The organism is Streptomyces katrae, from assembly GCF_002028425.1.
GTDB lineage: Bacteria > Actinomycetota > Actinomycetes > Streptomycetales > Streptomycetaceae > Streptomyces > Streptomyces katrae_A.
The window spans coordinates 1440652-1459387 of the sequence record NZ_CP020042.1 but is presented as its reverse complement, the minus strand read 5'-3'; the positions used below and the strand labels follow the sequence as shown (position 1 = coordinate 1459387).

Annotated in this window: 18 protein-coding genes; 12 read left to right on the top strand and 6 right to left on the bottom strand. The window is 74.3% G+C overall.

Annotation, left to right across the window (positions count from 1 at the left end):
* Positions 1-421: 421 nt before the first annotated feature.
* The 5 genes from B4U46_RS06590 (at position 422) to B4U46_RS06575 (ending at position 4771) form a co-directional block, all read left to right on the top strand.
* The gene (locus B4U46_RS06590) at positions 422-1819 is read left to right on the top strand and encodes a peptidase C39 family protein (protein ID WP_079424876.1); all 1398 of its coding nucleotides are present in this window, start codon (positions 422-424) and stop codon (positions 1817-1819) included.
* Positions 1820-1917: 98 nt separating this feature from the next.
* Positions 1918-2346 (top strand): SPW repeat protein, encoded by a 429-nt coding sequence (locus tag B4U46_RS06585; RefSeq protein WP_079424874.1) that lies wholly within the window; start codon positions 1918-1920, stop codon positions 2344-2346.
* A 145-nt stretch (positions 2347-2491) separates the two neighbouring features.
* The gene (locus tag B4U46_RS36355) at positions 2492-2641 is read left to right on the top strand and encodes an SCO1431 family membrane protein (RefSeq protein ID WP_107438236.1); all 150 of its coding nucleotides are present in this window, start codon (positions 2492-2494) and stop codon (positions 2639-2641) included.
* Between the two features lie 108 nt (positions 2642-2749).
* A complete protein-coding gene (locus B4U46_RS06580) occupies positions 2750-3442 on the top strand; it encodes a TetR/AcrR family transcriptional regulator (RefSeq protein ID WP_079424872.1) in 693 nt (230 codons plus the stop codon).
* Between the two features lie 156 nt (positions 3443-3598).
* The gene (locus B4U46_RS06575; protein ID WP_079424871.1) at positions 3599-4771 is read left to right on the top strand and encodes an acyl-CoA dehydrogenase family protein; all 1173 of its coding nucleotides are present in this window, start codon (positions 3599-3601) and stop codon (positions 4769-4771) included.
* 105 nt (positions 4772-4876) lie between these two features.
* On the opposite strand, the gene B4U46_RS38930 is transcribed toward B4U46_RS06575, so the two are convergent.
* The gene (locus B4U46_RS38930; protein WP_237292697.1) at positions 4877-5059 is read right to left on the bottom strand and encodes a hypothetical protein; all 183 of its coding nucleotides are present in this window, start codon (positions 5057-5059) and stop codon (positions 4877-4879) included.
* Between the two features lie 385 nt (positions 5060-5444).
* On the opposite strand from B4U46_RS38930, the gene B4U46_RS06565 reads away from it, so the two are divergent.
* Positions 5445-6578: a hypothetical protein gene (locus B4U46_RS06565; protein ID WP_079424868.1), complete on the top strand. Its 1134-nt coding sequence runs from the start codon at positions 5445-5447 to the stop codon at positions 6576-6578.
* A 28-nt stretch (positions 6579-6606) separates the two neighbouring features.
* Positions 6607-7695 (top strand): phosphotransferase family protein, encoded by a 1089-nt coding sequence (locus B4U46_RS06560; RefSeq protein ID WP_079424867.1) that lies wholly within the window; start codon positions 6607-6609, stop codon positions 7693-7695.
* 6 nt (positions 7696-7701) lie between these two features.
* Here B4U46_RS06560 and B4U46_RS06555 read toward each other — a convergent pair whose 3' ends face one another.
* The gene (locus B4U46_RS06555) at positions 7702-8160 is read right to left on the bottom strand and encodes a hypothetical protein (protein WP_079424865.1); all 459 of its coding nucleotides are present in this window, start codon (positions 8158-8160) and stop codon (positions 7702-7704) included.
* A gap of 217 nt (positions 8161-8377) precedes the next feature.
* Here B4U46_RS06555 and B4U46_RS06550 point away from each other — a divergent pair, with 217 nt between their 5' ends.
* The 4 genes from B4U46_RS06550 to fxsA all read left to right on the top strand — a co-directional run bounded on the left by B4U46_RS06550 (position 8378) and on the right by fxsA (position 12352).
* Positions 8378-8818 (top strand): Lrp/AsnC family transcriptional regulator, encoded by a 441-nt coding sequence (locus tag B4U46_RS06550; RefSeq protein WP_030240692.1) that lies wholly within the window; start codon positions 8378-8380, stop codon positions 8816-8818.
* Positions 8819-8922: 104 nt separating this feature from the next.
* Complete coding sequence (locus B4U46_RS06545; RefSeq protein WP_079424863.1) at positions 8923-10533, top strand: amidohydrolase; 1611 nt, start codon at positions 8923-8925, stop codon at positions 10531-10533.
* Between the two features lie 327 nt (positions 10534-10860).
* Positions 10861-11631, top strand: coding sequence for a polyprenol monophosphomannose synthase (locus B4U46_RS06540; protein WP_079424861.1), 771 nt, complete (start codon positions 10861-10863; stop codon positions 11629-11631).
* A gap of 97 nt (positions 11632-11728) precedes the next feature.
* Positions 11729-12352, top strand: coding sequence for an FxsA family membrane protein (gene fxsA, locus B4U46_RS06535; RefSeq protein ID WP_079424859.1), 624 nt, complete (start codon positions 11729-11731; stop codon positions 12350-12352).
* Between the two features lie 98 nt (positions 12353-12450).
* On the opposite strand, the gene B4U46_RS06530 is transcribed toward fxsA, so the two are convergent.
* The 3 genes from B4U46_RS06530 to B4U46_RS06520 form a co-directional block, all read right to left on the bottom strand.
* Positions 12451-12825: an RNA polymerase-binding protein RbpA gene (locus B4U46_RS06530; RefSeq protein ID WP_007262928.1), complete on the bottom strand. Its 375-nt coding sequence runs from the start codon at positions 12823-12825 to the stop codon at positions 12451-12453.
* A 301-nt stretch (positions 12826-13126) separates the two neighbouring features.
* Positions 13127-14509, bottom strand: a complete 1383-nt coding sequence (locus B4U46_RS06525) for an MFS transporter (RefSeq protein ID WP_079424857.1) — start codon at positions 14507-14509, stop codon at positions 13127-13129.
* A 66-nt stretch (positions 14510-14575) separates the two neighbouring features.
* Positions 14576-15346 carry a glycerophosphodiester phosphodiesterase family protein gene (locus tag B4U46_RS06520; RefSeq protein ID WP_079424855.1) on the bottom strand — a complete coding sequence of 257 codons (771 nt, stop codon included), beginning with the start codon at positions 15344-15346 and terminating at the stop codon, positions 14576-14578.
* A gap of 230 nt (positions 15347-15576) precedes the next feature.
* Here B4U46_RS06520 and B4U46_RS06515 point away from each other — a divergent pair, with 230 nt between their 5' ends.
* Positions 15577-17079 (top strand): PLP-dependent aminotransferase family protein, encoded by a 1503-nt coding sequence (locus B4U46_RS06515; protein WP_079424853.1) that lies wholly within the window; start codon positions 15577-15579, stop codon positions 17077-17079.
* 23 nt (positions 17080-17102) lie between these two features.
* Here B4U46_RS06515 and B4U46_RS06510 read toward each other — a convergent pair whose 3' ends face one another.
* Positions 17103-18734, bottom strand: a complete 1632-nt coding sequence (locus B4U46_RS06510) for a hypothetical protein (protein WP_079424851.1) — start codon at positions 18732-18734, stop codon at positions 17103-17105.
* Positions 18735-18736 lie beyond the last annotated feature (2 nt).

Sequence of the window (18736 nt, the reverse complement as noted above, 5' to 3'; positions counted from 1 at the left end):
ACCCCGTTCCGGGGGCTCCGCCCCGGGCCCCGTTCCCTGGGGGCTCCGCCCCGGGCCCCGTTCCGGGGGCTTCGCCCCGGGCCCCGTTCCCTGGGGCCTCTGCCCCGGGCCCCGTTCCGGGGGGCTCTGCCCCGGACCTCTTTCCGGGCCCCTGCCCTCGGGCCCCCGCTGGATTGCGGCCCGGCCCGGCAGCTGTCCGCGGGCGGCCGGGCGCGGAGCGCACATACGGGGTCCGGGGCGAAGCCCCCGGGGGTCTTTCAGCCCCGCCGGCGTTTGAGGCGCGGGGTCAGGGGCCGAGCCGCACCGCGCAGCGGCATCACGGGCCCGACACGGAACGCCGGCTTCGCCGCCCCGCCCCCGGGAACTGGAAAGGTGGACGCGTCCGATCCACCGGAACCAACGACCCCTGGGGGCCACGCCGATGACCGCACCCACACCCCGCCGCGCCCTCCTGGCCGTCGCCCTCGCCGCCGCGACCGCGGCCACCCTGCCCACCGCCGGCCGGGCCGCCGCGGCCCCCGGCCCGGCGGCGCAGCCCCAGCCCCAGCCCCAGCCCCAGCCGGACGGGGCCGCCGCCGGCCCGACCGTGGACAACCGGTTCTGGTACGCGCACGCGCACTGGCAGGCCGGCACCCACCAGGGCACCACCGCCGTCGACGGCCCCCGCCCCGGCCTGGAGATCAGGACCCCGGCCGGCCGCACCGAGTACACCGACCCGCACACCCACCGGAAGTCCTCCTGGGAGTACGCCACCTGGACCTCCCCGCTGCACCGCTCGGCCGTCCCCGCCACGGAGGCCATCGCCTCCTGGAACGCCCGCACCCCGGCCGGCAGCTGGATCCAGACCGAGCTGCGCGTCACCTACCCGGACGGCACCACCGGCCCCTGGTACGTGATGGGCCGCTGGGCGGCCGGTGACGGCGACATCCGCCGTACCTCCGTCGACGGACAGACCGACGGCCGGACCACCGTCTGGACCGACACCCTCGCCGTCGACGGCCCGGCCGCGGCGGCCGGGGTGCGGATCACGCACTGGCAGCTGCGGCTCACCCTCTACCGCAAGCCCGGCACCGCCGCAGGGCCCACCGTCTGGCTGGCCGGGGCGATGGCCTCCGCCGTCCCGGACCGGTTCACCGTCCCGGCCGCCGCCCCCTCCGGCCGGGCCCACGAGCTGAAGGTCCCGCGCTACTCCCAGGAGGTGCACACCGGCCAGTACCCCCAGTACGACAACGGCGGCGAGGCCTGGTGCAGCCCCACCTCCTCCCAGATGATCATCGAGTACTGGGGCCGCAAGCCCAGTGCCGCCTCCCTGGCCTGGGTCGACCCCGAGTACGCCGACCCCCAGGTCTGCCACGCGGCCCGCTCCACCTACGACGCCGCCTACAAGGGCTGCGGCAACTGGCCGTTCAACGCCGCCTACGCCGCCACCTACCGCGACCTGGCCGGCGTCGTCACCCGGCTCGGCTCCCTCACCGACCTGGAGACCCTCGTCGCGGCCGGCATCCCGGCCATCACCTCCCAGTCCTTCCTCCGCGAGGAGCTGACCGGCGCGGGCTACGGCACCGCGGGCCACCTGATGACCGTGATCGGCTTCACCGCCGCCGGGGACGTCATCGCCAACGACCCGAACTCGGCCGACAACGCCTCCGTCCGCCGCGTCTACAAGCGCCGCGAGTGGGAGAACGTCTGGCTGCGCACCAAGCGCCACAACGCCGAGGGCAAGACCGTCTCCGGCAGCGGCGGGGTCTGCTACCTCTACGCCCCCGCCCGGCCGTCGGCGGCCCAGATCGCGGCGCTGCGTCAGGTGGGGGTGCTGTGAGGAGGGAAATGCCCGGAAGATCCAGCCCCTCGGATGGCTTAACCGTCTGATTCTGGGCATAAGGGCCATATAAGGCTTCTCACAGGAGGCAGCCCACCATGACCACCCATTCGAGCATCGAACATCACCCGGACCTTGCCGAAATGCGGACTCGGTTCGAGCGGGTGACGGCCACGCCCGCCGCGCAGGCCGTGGAGGCACTGGCCCTGATCACGGGCCTCTACCTGGCGGCTTCGGCATGGATCGCCGGGTTCAGCGCGCTGAGCCCGCTGGCCATCAACAACCTCATCGCCGGCGCGGCCTTCTGCCTGTGCATGGGCGGCCTGGGATCGGCGTACGAACGGACGCACGCGATGGCCTGGACCGCGGTCGCGATCGGTGCGTGGACCATCGTGGCCCCCTGGGTCATGGCCGGCGCGATGGACACCACACGCAGCATCGTCAGCAACGTCATCACCGGCGCGGTCGCCCTGTGCCTCGGCCTGGCCATGGTGGCCATCGGCGGACGCCCGCGCACGACCACCTGATCCGGCGCCCGGTACGGCCACCGGCCGGACCGCGCGTCCCGCTCACCCCTGGGCCCCGGCCGCCTCCGCACCCCGGAGGCGGCCGGGGCCCCTGTGACCCTCGCCATATACCGTGAATGCCGCGAACGCTGGCACATTGGACGGCATGACCGCACACGCCGCCGCCCTCACCGCCCGCGCCCGCCGCCTCGTCGGCACCGGCGGCCCCAAGGACTCCGCCTGGCTGGAGCACGTGCTCGGCTGGACGCTGGTGGTCGTCGTGGCCATGTTCGTCACGCAGCTCGGCTGGCTGTAGGCCCGGCCTCCGGCGGGCCTCCTGCCGTCCTTGCCCACGGCGATCACTCCCGTACACTGCGGGAAATCCTGTGGCGGACGGTTCGGAGCTTCGAGGCTGGGGCTGGATTTGAATAAGAGTCAACAACGCGGTGCGACCGGCCGATCGCAGGCCCGCAGGGCCGAACTCATAGCGGTCGGGCGGAAGTTGTTCGCCGAAACCTCCTACGACGCCCTCTCCATGGATGACATAGCCCAGCACGCGGGCGTCGCCAAGGGGCTCGTCTACTACTACTTCACGAGCAAACGCGGCTACTACCTCGCCATCGTCGAGGACTCGGTGGCCCAGCTCGTCGCCCGCGCCACCGGGGAGCCCGAACTGTCCGGCGCCGAACGGCTGCGCCGCACCGTCGACGGCTACCTCCACTACGCCGAGCACCACCGGGCCGCCTACCGCACGATCGTCACCGGCGGGGTCGGCTCCGACGCCGAGGTGCTGGCGATACGCGACGCGGTGCGCGAGGAGCTCCTGGCCGCCATCGCCGAGGGAGCCTACGGCCGACGGACCGTTCCGCCGCTCGCCCGGCTCGCCCTGGCCGGCTGGCTCTCCGGGGTGGAGGGCACCACCCTCGACTGGACCGCCACCCCGGACGCCGGGGACCGGCCCGACCGGGCCGCCGTCGCGGGCCTCCTCGTACGCCAGCTGCGCGCGACGCTCACCGTGATCGAGGAGCTCGTCCCCGAATGCCCCGCTCCTCCGGTGGCTCCCGAGGAGGCTTCGAGCACCCCGGATGATCATGGCGATCCTGTACCGGTGACGTAAAGCGCCTGATCGGGCATACTCAAGCCGCCGCAGCCGCTGTTCGAGCCCTCCCGCGACCCGGGAGGGCAGCATCGGCTGTGTAAGCACCGAGATCCGGCGGCGCGTACCACACCTCACGCGTCGCCGCCGTGCCCGACGAGGGAGGAGAGCGCCGCCATGACCGACCGCGCCCCGCAGCCGGTGGACCGTCAGCTGCCCACCGAGGAGTCCCGGGACCTCCTCGCGCTCGTACGCGAGATCGCCCAGCGGGAGGTCCGCCCCAGGGCCGCCGAGGAGGAGGACGCCGGGCGCTTCCCCCGCGAGGTCTTCACCCTCCTCTCCGAGTCCGGGCTGCTGGGCCTGCCGTACGCGGGCGAGTTCGGCGGCGGCGACCAGCCCTACGAGGTCTACCTCCAGGTCCTGGAGGAGCTGGCGGCCGCCCGCCTGACCGTCGGCCTCGGCGTCAGCGTGCACTCCCTGGCCTGCCACGGCCTGGCCGGATACGGCACCAAGGAGCAGCGCGCCGCCCACCTGCCCGACATGCTCGGCGGCGGTCTGCTCGGCGCCTACTGCCTCTCCGAGCCGGCCTCCGGCTCGGACGCCGCCTCGCTCACCACCAAGGCGGTCCGCGACGGCGACGACTGGGTGATCACCGGCACCAAGGCCTGGATCACCCACGGCGGGGTCGCCGACTTCTACACCGTCCTCGCCCGCACCGGCGCCCCCGGCCCCAAGGGCATCACGGCCTTCCTGGTGCCCGGTGACGCGGAGGGCCTGACGGCCGCCGTCCCCGAGAAGAAGATGGGCATGAAGGGCTCGCCCACCGCCCAGCTGCACTTCGACGGCGTGCGCGTCCCCGACTCCCGGCGGATCGGCGACGAGGGGCAGGGCTTCACCATCGCGCTGGCCGCCCTGGACGCGGGCCGGCTCGGGATCGCCGCCTGCGCCATCGGCGTGGCCCAGGCCGCCCTCGACGAGGCCGTCTCGTACGCGCTCGGCCGCAAGCAGTTCGGGCACCCCATCGCCGACTTCCAGGGGCTGCGCTTCATGCTGGCCGACATGGCCACCAAGATCGAGGCGGGCCGGGCCCTCTACCTCGCGGCCGCCCGGCTGCGCGACGCGGGCAAGCCGTTCTCCCGGCAGGCCGCGATGGCCAAGCTGTTCTGCACGGACGCGGCGATGGCCGTCACCACGGACGCGGTGCAGATCCTCGGCGGCTACGGCTACACCGCGGACTTCCCCGTCGAGCGCCTGATGCGCGAGGCGAAGGTGCTCCAGATCGTGGAGGGCACGAACCAGATCCAGCGCATGGTCATCGCCCGCCACCTGGCCGGCCCCGAGACCCGCTGACGACGGCGGGGGCCGCGCCGGTCCACCCGCCGGCCCGGCCCCCGTCCCGCCGCGCACCGCACCTCCGGTACGCCGGCCGCCCCCGGGGAGGGGCCGCACGGCCGGTCAGCCGCCGTAGAGGGGGCCGGAGGGCCAGATCGGGGAGGACGCGATCCGGGACCAGTCCGGGTCGCGCCGGCCCGGCAGGGTCCGGCCGTCGGCGGCCCAGCGGGCGAGCAGGGCGGTGTAGATCGGCGGGTCGGGCTGGCCCCGGTACCCCTGCGGCCCCGGCCGGGACTGCTCGTGCACGGGGTGCGCGACGGCCTGCTGAACCGATTCTTCGTAACCCGGTTCTTCGTATCCCGGCGGAGTGGGGCGCCGCCGGCGTCCCGCTCTCGGCGCGGGCGTCTCGAGGGTGGTCATGCACGGCCAACGCGGGACCCGGAGCACGGGTAACCCCTCCCCGCCCGCGCCCATCCGTTCGAGCCTTCCCACGCGCGCGGCCGCCGCGCCCCACGCGCCCCCCCCGGGGGGCCCGGCGGTGCGCCGCGAGGAGCCGGGGCGCGGGCCGTGGCCAGGAGTGCCGGGCTGTCAGGATGTGCCACGACTCTGGTCGCGCACACGAGATCTGACGTACCGTCATATCCGCTCGGCCGGCGCCGCGCCGGCCGTCCGCGCGCCCAGGAGGTTCGCCATGCCCGCCGACCGTCCCGTGCCCCTCGACGAGTACCCCGTCCACCAGGCCCCGCTGTCGATGAAGCACCTGGTCACGGGCGACCGCAACGCCTACGACCGCTGCATCTTCCACGTCTTCGACCACGCCGGACGCGCCGTCCTCATCCTCGGCCTCGGCGTCTACCCCAACGCCGGCGTCATCGACGCCTACGCCACCCTGCGCCTCGGCGACGAGCTCCTCGCCGTCCGCGCCTCCGACGCCCTCACCGACGACCGGATGAACCTCTCCGTCGGCCCCCTGTCGATCACCGTCGACGTCCCGCTGCGGCGCCTCACCCTGCGCTGCGACCCCGACCCGGCGGATCCGCACGGACTCTCGTACGAGATCACCTGGACCGCCGAGTTCCCCGCCGTCTGGGAGCCCCACCACATCCAGCGGCGCGGCGACCGCCTCATGCTGGAGGGCCGCCGGTTCGTCCAGGCCGGAAACGTCACCGGCACCATCCGGGCCCGCGGACAGCAGTTCACCCTCACCCCGGGGGAGTGGACCGGCACCCGCGACCGCAGCTGGGGGGTGCGCCCGATACCCGGCGAGGACGGCGGCCGCGCCGCCGAGGAGATGCGGCCGGAGGGCTTCCACTGGCTCTGGATCCCCGTCCGCTTCGAGGACCGCTTCGTCATGGTCATCGCCCAGGAGGACGCCGACGGGCACCGCACCCTGAGCGAGGCCGTACAGGTCTTCCCCGAGGACAGCGGCCGCCACGACGTCCAGCTGGGCTGGCCCCACACCGAGATCCGCTACCGCCCCGGCAGCCGCCACCCCGAGCGGGCCGTCGTCCACCTCACCGACCCCTCGCGCAAACCCCTCGAACTCGGCGTGGAGATCCTGAACTCCTCCCCCCTCGCCGTCGGAGCCGGCTACCCGCCCGCCGCCGACTGGCAGCACGGCAGCTGGCAGGGCCGCGGCTGGACCGACCGCCGCGCCTACGACCTCTCCGACCCCGGCGCCCACCCCATGGCCGCCTTCGGGGTCACCGACCACTCGGCCCGCTTCACCCTCGACGGCCGCACCGGCTTCGGGATCTTCGAACACGGCAGCTTCGGCCGCCACGACCCCAGCGGCTTCGCCGACTACACCTCGGTAGCCCCCTGACCAGCCCCGATCCGGAGAGGAGTCCGATATGACGGCACCACGCCCCCGCACCTCCACCCGTGAGCCCGAGGAACTGGGCCGCCGCCTCGCGGCCTGGCTCGACCGCCGGCTCCCCGGCGCCGAGGTCACCGGCACCTCCGTGCCCGGCTCCAACGGCATGTCCAGCGAGACCCTGCTCTTCGACATCGAGCACCCCGACGCCCCCGTCCGCCGCTGCGCCCTGCGCCTGGCCGCCGACCCGGCCGCCTACACCGTCTTCCCCTCCTACGACATGCCCCGCCAGCACCGCGTGATGGCCCTGGTCGCCGAGCACACCGACCTCCCCGTCCCGCGCGTGCTCTGGCTGGAGGAGGACCCCGCCCCGCTGGGCTCGCCGTTCTTCGTGATGGCCCGCGCCGAGGGCCGCGTACCGCCCGACGTCATGCCCTACACCTACGAGGGCAACTGGCTGCACTCGGCGACCGACGCCGAGCGCGCCGACCTCCAGGAGGCGAGCATCTCCCTCCTCGCCCGCCTGCACGACCAGTTCCCGGCGAAGGAGGCCGCGTTCCTGCTCCCGCCGGGCGAGGGCAGCCCGCTGCGCCGCCACGTCGACGCGCAGCGCGCCTACTACGCCTGGGTGGTCGAGGGCCTGTCCCCCTCGCCCCTCCTGGAGCGGGCCTTCGACCGGCTGGAGGAACTCTGGCCCGCCGACGAGGGCGAGCCCGTCCTGAACTGGGGCGACGCCCGCATCGGCAACGTCGTCTACGACGGCTTCCGGCCGGCGGCGGTCCTCGACTGGGAAATGGCCGCCTACGCCCCGCGCGAGGTCGACCTCGGCTGGACCGTCTACCTGCACCGCTTCTTCCAGGACCTGACCGTGGGCTTCGGCCAGCCCGGCCTGCCCGACTTCCTGCGCCGGGAGGACCTGGAACGCCGCTACGCCGAACTCACCGGCCACACCCCGCGGGACATGGAGTTCCACACCCTCTACGCCGCCCTGCGCCACGGCATCGTGATGCTGCGGATCGCCTACCGGCAGGCGTACTTCGGGGAGGTCGAGGTCCCGGCCGACCCGGACGGCCTGATCCTGCACCATGCCGCCCTGGCCGCCATGGTGCAGGGAACCTACTGGTAGCGCAGGTCAGGCGGCCTGCGCGTGCTGGCGCTTCTGCGGCAGCGGGGCCGCCGCCGGCCGCACGGGACGCGAGCCTGGACCGCCGACGTGCGAGAAGGGCTGCGTCCGCCAGTCCAGGCCCTGCGGCAGCGTGAGGTGCACGACCGCCTCGAGCTCCGGCTGCTGCGAGTGCTCCGGCTGGAGCAGCCCCACCGACGCCAGCGCGTCCGAAACCGGCCGGCCCGTACCCGCGCACACCGTGAGCCCGAACGGGTTCCACGGGGTCAGGCACAGGGCGTGCTCCGGCAGCTGCTCCTCGTCCGCGACGAGGGCGATCGACTGCCCGCAGTCGGGGCAGATCGCGTGGTGGATCTCGAAACCCCCGGCGTCGCCGGGTTCGAGGTAGTCGTCGTCCTCCGCGTACTCGGCGGCGAGCGGTTCCAGGGGCTCCGGTTCGGTGCGACCGGCGCGCTTGGTGTTCAGCATGGATGTACTCCCCCTTGGGTGGGCCGGGCGGGCAGGTTCTTCGGCCACGGCCACACGGAGCACTTCCCGCCAGGCGGCACGGGTAACCACGAGAGCGGGTTGTACGCCCGTACATGTCTGTGGCTTTGGTCACATGCCCGCCGCAGGTGCCACTTCTGCGTGGACACCGCTGTGCCTGGAGCGCTCCTGGGCCTTAGGTTGAGCGGCTATGAGCGCAATGGAGGAGCTGGACCGCCAGATCGTGGATCTGCTCGTGCGGGACGGGCGGATGAGCTACACGGACCTGGGCAAGGCCACCGGACTGTCCACGTCGGCCGTCCACCAGCGAGTACGCCGCCTGGAACAGCGCGGCGTCATCCGCGGCTACGCGGCCGTGGTCGACCCCGAGGCCGTCGGGCTCCCCCTCACGGCCTTCATCTCGGTCAAGCCGTTCGACCCGAGCGCGCCGGACGACATCGCGGAGCGGCTGGCGGGCGTACCCGAGATCGAGGCCTGCCACAGCGTCGCGGGCGACGAGAACTACATCCTCAAGGTCCGCGTGGCCACCCCGCTGGAACTGGAAGACCTCCTGGGCCGCCTCCGCGCCCTGGCCCACGTCTCCACCCGCACCACAGTGGTCCTCAGCACCCCCTACGAGGCCCGTCCACCCCGCGTGTAGCCCCGCCCGCGTTCGAGGCGCGGGGTCCGGGGCGGAGCCCCTGGGAAGGACGGAAGGACGGGGCGGGGAAGATCCCGCCCCCCGCAGGGGCGAAACTGGTGACCATGACTGACGGCACCGCCACCCCCACCCGCACCGTCCTCCTGCGCGGAGGCGAGGTGCACAGCCCCGCCGACCCCTTCGCGACGGCGATGGTCGTCGAGCGCGGCCACATCGCCTGGGTCGGCTCCGAAGGCGCCGCCGACGCCTTCGCACAGGGCGTGGACGAGGTCGTCGACCTCGGCGGAGCGCTCGTCACCCCCGCCTTCACCGACGCGCACGTCCACGCGACCTCCACCGGCCTCGCCCTCACCGGCCTCGACCTCACCGCCGCCCGCTCCCTCACCGAGGCCCTGGACCTCGTCCGGGCGTACGCCGCCCGCCGCCCCGCCGACCGGGTGCTCCTCGGCCACGGCTGGGACGCCGCCCGCTGGCCCGAGCGCCGCGCGCCGCGCCGCTCCGAGCTCGACGAGGCCACCGGCGGCCGCCCGCTCTACCTGAGCCGCGTCGACGTCCACTCGGCGGTGGTCACCACGGCCCTCCTGGAGCTGGTCCCCGGCGTCCACCCGCACGGCGACGACGAGCCGCTCACCAAGGACGACCACCACGCCGTCCGCCGCGCCGCGCTGGCCGCCCTCACCCCCGCCCAGCGCGCCGAGGCCCAGCGGGCCGCCCTCGACCGGGCCGCCTCCCTCGGCATCGGCTCCGTGCACGAATGCGGCGGGCCCGAGATCTCCTCCCCGGAGGACTTCACCGGCCTGCTGGCCCTGGCCGCCGAACGCCCCGGCCCGCGCGTCCACGGCTACTGGGCCGACCGCGACCTGGACCTGGCCCGCGAACTCGGCGCGGTCGGCGCCGCCGGCGACCTCTTCGTGGACGGCGCCCTCGGCTCCCACACCGCCTGCCTGCACGCCCCGTACGCCGACGCCGCCCACACCGGCACCGGCTACCTGGACGCCGCCGAGGTCGCGGCGCACGTGGCCGCCTGCACCGAGGCCGGCCTCCAGGCCGGGTTCCACGCCATCGGCGACGCCGCCGTCGCCGCGGTGGTCGAGGGCGTCCGCGCGGCCGCCGGGAAGGTGGGCCTCGACCGGATCCGGGCCGCCCGCCACCGCGTCGAGCACGCCGAGATGATGACCCCCGAGACCATCGCCGCCTTCGCTGAGCTCGGCCTGACCGCCTCCGTGCAGCCCGCCTTCGACGCCGCCTGGGGCGGCGAGGACGGCATGTACGCCGACCGGCTGGGCGCGGAGCGCGCCCGCACCCTCAACCCGTACGCCGCCATGCTGAAGGCCGGCGTCCCCCTGGCCTTCGGCTCCGACGCGCCGGTGACCCCGCTCGACCCGTGGGGCACCGTCCGCGCCGCCGCCTTCCACCGCACCCCCGAGCACCGGATCTCCGTACGGGCCGCCTTCGCCGCCCACACCCGGGGCGGCTGGCGGGCGCTGGGCCGGGACGACGCGGGCATCCTCGTGCCCGGCGCGCCCGCCGACTACGCCGTCTGGCAGACGGGCGAGCTGGTGGTCCAGGCCCCCGACGACCGGGTGGCCCGCTGGTCCACCGACCCGCGCTCCGGCACCCCCGGTCTGCCGGACCTCACCCCGGGCGGGGAGCTGCCCGTGTGCCTGCGGACCGTGGTGGGCGGCCGGGAGGTATTCGTACGGCCACAGGGGTGATCCACCCGGCATCGGTTCGGTCCCGGTGCCCCCGCCCGGATAGGTTCGCCCGGGTCCACCGGCAGGACGCCGGACCGGAGGGAGCCGTCCGCTCAGTGCACCCGAGCCTCGGGAGCGAGGGAAGGTCTCGCCGGGGCGGCGGTGGCACCGGATCGGGCCCCGGCGGTCCAGTAGACAACGGTCACGGAGGCCCGCAGCCAGCGGACCCCGGTCCGGCCCGAAGGGCCGCCGGGCCCCGATCGCTGTTCTAAAATCATCCTGCTGTGACGGGCCGGAAGAGACGGCCCGCGCGGGGACGATTCGACGCAAGACACGCAAGGGGAACCAGTGAGCAACGGCGGACAGCGCACCTTCGGGCCGCTCGGCACCACGCTGGTGATCATTCCGACCTACAACGAGGCGGAGAACATCGGCCGGATCGTGGGCCGGGTCCGTGCGGCCGTCCCCGAGGCGCACGTCCTCGTCGCGGACGACAACAGCCCCGACGGCACCGGCAAGCTCGCCGACGAGCTGGCGGCCGCCGACGACCAGGTCCACGTCATGCACCGCAAGGGCAAGGAGGGGCTGGGCGCCGCCTACCTGGCGGGCTTCGCCTGGGGCCTGGAGAACGGCTACGGGGTCCTGGTCGAGATGGACGCCGACGGCTCGCACCAGCCGGAGGAACTGCCCCGCCTGCTCACCGCGCTGGCCGGCGCGGACCTGGTCCTCGGCTCCCGCTGGGTGCCGGGCGGCCGGGTCGTGAACTGGCCCAAGAGCCGCGAGATCCTCTCCCGCGGCGGCTCCACCTACTCCCGCCTGATGCTGGACGTCCCGATCCGGGACGTCACCGGCGGCTACCGGGCCTTCCGCCGCGAGACCCTGGAAGGGCTCGGCCTGGACGAGGTCGCCTCGGCCGGCTACTGCTTCCAGGTCGACCTGGCCCGCCGCGCCGTCCGCAAGGGCTTCCGGGTGGTGGAGGTCCCCATCACGTTCGTGGAGCGCGAGCTCGGCGACAGCAAGATGAGCAAGGACATCGTGGTCGAGGCCCTTTGGCGGGTCACCCAGTGGGGCCTGGGGCAGCGCCTCGCCAGGCTCACCGGGGGTACCTCCCGGCGGTAGCCGGGGAGCGGGCCCCCTTCCCGGGGCCGTCCCCTAGGGGGTGCCCGGTACCTCCGGCTGAGGCCGCTTTTACACCGGCCCGGGCACACTGGGTGGTATGAGTTCCGGAACTGGTTCGCTGAGGACCGGCACATCCACGTCCCCCATGTCCCCGAGGCGGCGGTCGGCCGCCCGCACCTTCGTGCCCCTGGCGGTCGCCGCCTGGCTGATCCTGGAGATCTGGCTGCTCAGCCTGGTCGCCGGCGCGGCCGGCGGCTTCACCGTGGCCGCGCTGCTCGCGGGCGGGCTGGTGCTGGGCGTGGTGGTGATCAAGCGCGCCGGGCGGCGGGCCTTCAAGAACCTGACGCGGACCTTCCAGCAGGCGCAGGAACAGGCGATGTCCGGCGCGGCCCCCGCCGCCCCCCAGCCCGCCAAGGGCTCCGGCAACGGCATGACCATGCTGGCCGGGCTGCTGCTGATCCTGCCCGGCCTGCTCTCCGACGCGGCCGGCCTGCTCCTGCTGCTCCCGCCGGTACGGGACTTCGCCGCCCGCCGTGCCGGGAGCACGCTGGAGCGGAAGATGACCTCCGGCACCCCGGGCGGCTTCGGCGACGCCTACACCCAGGCCCGTATCCACTTCCCCGACGGCAAGGTCGTCCAGGGCGAGGTGATCCGCGAGGACGGTTCCCCGGCCGGACGGCCCGGCCCGGACACCGGTCACCGCCCGCCGCTCACCCCGTAACGCGGCCGACGCCCCGCCGGGGCCGTCCCGCACATGCCGAGGGGCCCCGCCACGTCAGTGGCGGGGCCCCTCGGCTCTTGCTCTACTGCGCCCGCGGGTCAGGCGGACTTGCGGCTGTCCCGCGGATGCACGGCGATGTTCATGGCGCCGGAACGCAGGACCGCCAGCCGTTCGGCCAGCACCTCCTCCAGTTCCTCGCGGGTGCGTCGCTCCATGAGCATGTCCCAGTGCGTTCGCGCAGGCTTGCCCTTCTTCTCTTCGGGCCCGTCCCCGTCCACCAGGAGTGCCATGGCGCCGCACGCCTTGCACTCCCACTCCGGCGGAATCTCTGCCTCAACCGAGAACGGCATCTCAAATCGATGTCCGTTCTGGCATGCGTACTCCACCGCCTGGCGCGGGGCCAGATCGATGCCGCGGTCCGTCTCGTAGCTGGTAACCACGAGCCGCGTACCGCGGAGAGCTCGCTCACTCATGAATCGTGCCTCCCGGGCTTGTCGCCCACAGGACAGGTGTCGCTGTCGTCGTCATCCGGTCAACGTCCGGTCGGCGGTATAGATTCCCGCTCCGGGTCAATGCGTCGCCCGTCGTGCCGCCCCTTGTTGTACCCACCAGTGCCCGTTTTGTCACATCTGGCAGCAGATGTCACCCAACGTCTCTACTCTGTGAACGCGCAGTAACGGTCCGTCTGGCAGGCCAAAGGCGTACACTACCGGCCCATCGCCATAACGTCGAAATTCGTTCGGATCTCGTTCACGAGTCCGGACGGATCCCGGCTCAGGCGCGCACCGGAACAGGATTGCCCGCCGCCTCCACCGCGCGCCGCACCGGCACTCGCGCGAGCAGTGCGAAACCCAGTGCGAAGAAGACCACCAGCGAGATGATCGCGTCCCGGTAGCTGCCCGTGACCTGGTACGTGAGCCCGAACACCAGCGGTCCCACCCAGCTCAGCCCGCGGTCGCTCATCTCGTACGCCGAGAAGTACTCCGCCTCCTTGCCCGCCGGGACCAGGTGCGAGAACAGCGAGCGCGACAGCGCCTGGCTGCCGCCGAGCACCAGCCCGATCATCGCCGCGAGCGCGAAGAACCACACCGGGGTCCTGGCCGGGAGGAAGTACCCGGCCCCCAGCGTCAGGCCCCACGCCGCCAGCGAGCCGAGGATCGTCCGCTTCGCCCCGTAGGCGACCGCCAGCCGGCCCATCGCCAGCGCCCCGACCACCGCCAGGACCTGGACCAGCAGCACGGCCACGATCAGCGTGGACTGCTCCAGCTCCAGCTCCTCCGAGCCGTACACCGAGGCCTGGGAGATCACGGTCTGGACGCCGTCGTTGTAGACCAGGTACGCCAGCAGGAACGACAGGGTCAGCGGATACCGCCTCATGTCCTTCAGCGTGGCCACCAGCTGCCGCCAGCCGCTCACCGCCGGCGCCGCACCCGCCTCCCGGACCGCCGCCCGGTCCCGCAGCCGGCGCAGCGGGATGATCGCGAAAGCGCCCCACCACAGCCCCGCCGAGGCCAGGCAGATCCGCACCGCCTCACCCTCGGAGAGCCCGAAGGAGTCGTGCCCCTGGAACAGCACCAGGTTCAGCACGAGCACGAACGCCCCCGAGGTGTACCCGAAGGCCCAGCCCCGCGAGGAGACCGTGTCCCGCTCGTCCGGGGTGGAGATCTGCGGCAGGAAGGCGTTGTAGAGCACCATCGAGACCGCCAGCGAGGCGTTCGCGACGACCAGCAGGAACCCGCCCAGCAGGTAGCGGTGCCCGTCCAGGAAGAACATCCCGGTCGTCGCCGCCGCCCCGGTGTACGCGGCCGCCGCCAGCAGCGGCTTCTTGCGGCCGGTCCGGTCCGCCGCCGCGCCGGCCAGCGGCATGACCAGCACCGCCAGGATCACCGACAGGGACACGGTGTACGCGAAGAACGACCCGGCCCGCACCGGTATGCCCAGCGGGTGGACGTAGCCCTCGGCATCGGCCGCGGCCTTGGCCACCGCCGTCAGGTACGGCCCGAGGAACACCGTGAGCACGCTCGTCGAGTAGACCGAGCAGGCGAAGTCGTAGAAGTACCAGCCGTGCTGTTCCCGCCGCCGCGCGGCGGCCCCGTCCCCGGTGCTTCTGCCGCCCTCCGCGCCGGATTCCGCTTCGTTTTCCGTACGCTCGGTCATGAGCGCCCCCTCGCCGTTCCCCGTAGGCGCCGGCCGCCGGACCGGGCACGGCGGCCGTCGGGCCCGTCAGGCCCAGGCCCCGCGCCGGTCCAGCACCGTGCGCAAAGTGTCGATCCGGTCGGTCATGATGCCATCGACACCCAGGTCGAGGAGAGCCTCCATACGTTCCGGTTCGTTCACGGTCCACACGTGCACCTGGAGTCCCCGCTCGTGCGCGGTCCGTACGAACCGCCGGTCGACCACCCGGATGCCCGCCTGGGTCTCCGGCACCTGGGCCGCCACCGCACCCACCCGCAGGGCCGCCGGGATCGCCCACGAGCGCAGCCGCAGCCCGAGCACGCCCCGCACCCCGTACGAGGTCGCCAGCCGCGGCCCGGCGATCTTCTGGGCCCGGGCCACCCGGCTCTCCGAGAAGGAGCCCACGCACACCCGGTCCCAGACCCCGGCCCGCGCGACCAGGTTCACCAGCGGGTACAGGGCCGACTCGTCCTTCACGTCCACGTTCCAGCGGGCGTCCGGGAACTCCTCCAGCAGCTCCTCGAACAGCGGCAGCGGCTCGCTCCCCGCCACCCGCGCCTCGCGCACCCGGCTCCACGACAGCTCACGGATCCGGCCCGTGGCGTCGGTGACCCGGTCCAGGGTGGCGTCGTGGAAGGCCACCAGCTTCCCGTCCGCCGTCGCGTGCACATCGGTCTCGAAGTACCGGTAGCCCGCTGCGGCCGCCCGGCGGAAGGCGGCAGCGGTGTTCTCCAGCCCGTCCGCGGCCCCGCCCCGGTGGGCGAAGGGGATCGGGGCCGGGTGGTCCAGATAGGGGTGGGGTCGGCGTACGTGAGTCACGGCCGCAGTATGCACGCTGGGTCCCGTGGGACGGGAGCGGCCACATGGACGGACGGTGAACGCCCCCGCGGCCCCGCCCACCGCTCCCGGCCGGGGCGGGGCGGAGGGCACGGACGACCCACCTGGCCCGAGTGGACCGCACCATGACACCCTGAGAGTCGCGCAACCAATCCAATCCCGGCCCCGGCCCCGCCCGGCGAGGCCAATCCGATGAAGGTGGACCGCACGCCATGGCTCAGTGGACCTCAGCGGTCGGCACCGCGCAGCTCGCCCGGCTGATCACCTCGCAGCAGGAGCGCCCCGCCGTGCCCGGCGCCCGCAAGGCTCCCGCCTACCGCACCCTCGCCGACGGCATCCGGCTGCTCGTCCTGGAGGGCCGCGTCCCCGTAGCCGCCCGGCTGCCCGCCGAGCGCGAGCTCGCGGTCGCCCTCTCCCTCAGCCGCACCACCGTCGCGGCCGCCTACGAGGCCCTGCGCACGGAGGGCTTCCTGGAATCCCGTCGCGGCGCCGGCAGCTGGACCTCCGTACCGGCCGGCAACCCGCTCCCGGCCCGCGGCCTGGAGCCGCTGCCGCCCGAGTCCCTCGGCTCCATGATCGACCTCGGCTGCGCCGCCCTCCCGGCCCCCGAGCCCTGGCTGACCAAGGCCGTCCAGGGCGCCCTGGAGGAACTGCCGCCGTACGCCCACACCCACGGCGACTACCCGGCCGGTCTGCCCGCGCTGCGCCGGATGCTCGCCGACCGCTACACCGAGCGCGGCATCCCGACCATGCCCGAGCAGATCATGGTCACCACCGGGGCCATGGGGGCCATCGACGCCATCTGCAGCCTCTTCGCCGGCCGAGGCGAGCGGATCGCCGTCGAGTCCCCCTCCTACGCCAACATCCTCCAGCTGATGCGCGCCGCCGGCGTCCGCCTCGTGCCGGTGGCCATGGGCGGCGGGCTCAGCGGCTGGGACATGGACGTCTGGCGGCAGGTGCTGCGCGACTCGGCCCCGCGCCTGGCCTACGTCGTCGCCGACTTCCACAACCCGACCGGAGCCCTGGCCTCCGAGGAGCAGCGCCGGGCCATGGTCGAGGCCGCCCGGTCCGCCGGAACCGTCCTGATCGCCGACGAGACGATGGCCGAGCTCCAGCTGGACCCGGAGCCGGCCATGCCGCGGCCCGTCTGCTCCTTCGACCCGGCGGGCTCCACGGTGATCACGGTCGGCTCCGCCAGCAAGGCGTTCTGGGCCGGCATGCGGATCGGCTGGGTCAGGGCGGCCCCGGACGTCATCCGGAGCCTGGTCGCGGCCCGCGCCTACGCCGACCTCGGCACCCCGGTGCTGGAACAGCTCGCGGTGAACTGGCTGATGCGGACCGGGGGCTGGGAGGAGGCCGTCGGGATGCGCCGCGCCCAGGCCCGGGAGAACCGGGACGCGCTGGTCGCCGCGGTGCGCCGGGAGCTGCCGGACTGGGAGTTCGAGGTGCCGGGCGGCGGGCTCACGCTGTGGGCCCGGGCCGGCGGGCTGTCCGGCTCGCGGCTCGCGGAGGTGGGGGAGCGGGTCGGCGTCCGCGTCCCCTCGGGCCCGCGGTTCGGAGTGGACGGGGCCTTCGAGGGCTATGTCCGGCTGCCGTTCACGGTGGGCGGGCCGCTGGCCGACGAGGCCGCCGCGCGCCTGGCCGCGGCGGCCCGCCTGGTCGGTACGGGCGCGGGCGGCGGCGGGGCGGAGCCGCCGCGCACCTTCGTGGCCTGATCCGCGGGACGGGCTGCGGGGCCCTACGGGGCCTCCGCCGCCACCTCCGGAAGCTCCTCGGCGTCGAGGGCCCCGGGCTGCGCCGGGGGCTGGTCCTTGAGCGGCCGGGCGGGGGCCTGCGGGCCTTCCCCGCCGCCCGGGCCCGCCGCCTGCCGTTCGGGCAGCAGTTCCAGTACGGCGTGGCGGTGCGCGGGGTGGGTGGAGTCGTCGTACGGGTCCGGGGTGGCGGGCACCTGGAGCCGGTGGACCGGCCCGGTGCCGAGCCGGGCGTAGCCGCGGCCGGGCGGGAGCTGCGGGGCCGGGGTGGTGTGCGGGGGCAGCCCGAGGACGTCGGTGAGCTGCTGGGCGGGGGCGGGCCCGAGGACGACCCGGGCCCGGGTGTGCTGCCAGACGGCGTCGCCGATCAGTTCCAGGTGGTCGAAGTGCTCGGCGACGACCACCGTGACGTGTGCGGCGCGGCCGTGCCGCAAGGGGACCTGGAGCTGGGCCAGGGGGTCCGGGCGGCCCTCGGCGGTCGCCAGGTGCGCGAGCACGCTGGGCCGGTCCAGCAGGATCCACAGCGGCCGCCGGGTGTCCTCGGGCGCGGGCCGGCCGGCCTCGCGGGCCCGGTGCGTGGCGATCAGGCGCCGCTCGGTCTCGTGCGCGGCCCACTCGACGGTGGCCAGGGCCCCGGTCGGGCCGCACTCGACGGCGAGGACGCCCGCGCGGCCGGCCAGGCAGGCGTACTCGTTGCTCCCGCCGCCCTCGACGATCATCACGTCGCCGCCCTGTCGCAGGGCCTGGAGGGCGAGCAAGCGCAGCAGGCTGGTGGTCCCGCTGCCGGGCTGGCCCACCGCCAGCAGGTGCGGTTCGGTGGAGCCGGGGCCGGTCCGCCAGACCACGGGCGGCAGGTCGCGCGTCTCGTCGCCCTCCAGCACCGGCAGGGTGCGCTGGACCCCGGCGGGGTCGGTGAAGCCGAGGACGCTCTCGCCGGGCGAGGTCACGAACGGCTGGGCGGCGATCCCGGTGGGCAGCGCCTCCAGCACGCTCAGGTCGAGCCGGTTGGCCTCCTCGTCCCAGACGAAGAGGTACTCGCGGCCGCGCCCGGACTTGGCGTGCAGCACGGCCTCGATCCGGGCCCGCGAGGCCGCCTCCCCGTCGGTGAAGTACGCGGGGTAGCGGATCGTCAGCCGGGTGACGCGGCCCTCCGCGTCGAAGGCGTAGTCGCTGAAGGCCTCGTCGAACGCGCCCCCGTGGGCGAAGAGCGGGCTGGGGTCCTCCGGGGTGCAGAAGTACGGCACGAGCGCCTCGTAGAGGGAGCGCAGCCGGTCGGTCTCGGCGTCGCTGGGCCCGGTCTTCGCGGGGCTGCGGTCGCGCCCGTGCCAGCCCGCCGCGGCCATCAGCGCGATCAGCGCGGTGACGGGCGCGTAGGGGACGAGCGCGACCACGAGGACGCAGGCCGCCCCCAGGAACAGCGCGGGACCCCGCCTGTCCTTGGGGGTCGCGGCCCATTTGCGGCGGCCGGCCGAGGCCAGGACGCGCAGTCCGCGGCCGATGACCAGGAGCGGATGGAGGACGTCCGTGGCGTTGTCGGCCGCCGTGCGGGCGAGGTCGCGCCCCCGGGCGAGCGAGGTGCTGCCACTGGTGAGGATGCGGGGGAGCGGGCGCCGGGCCACGG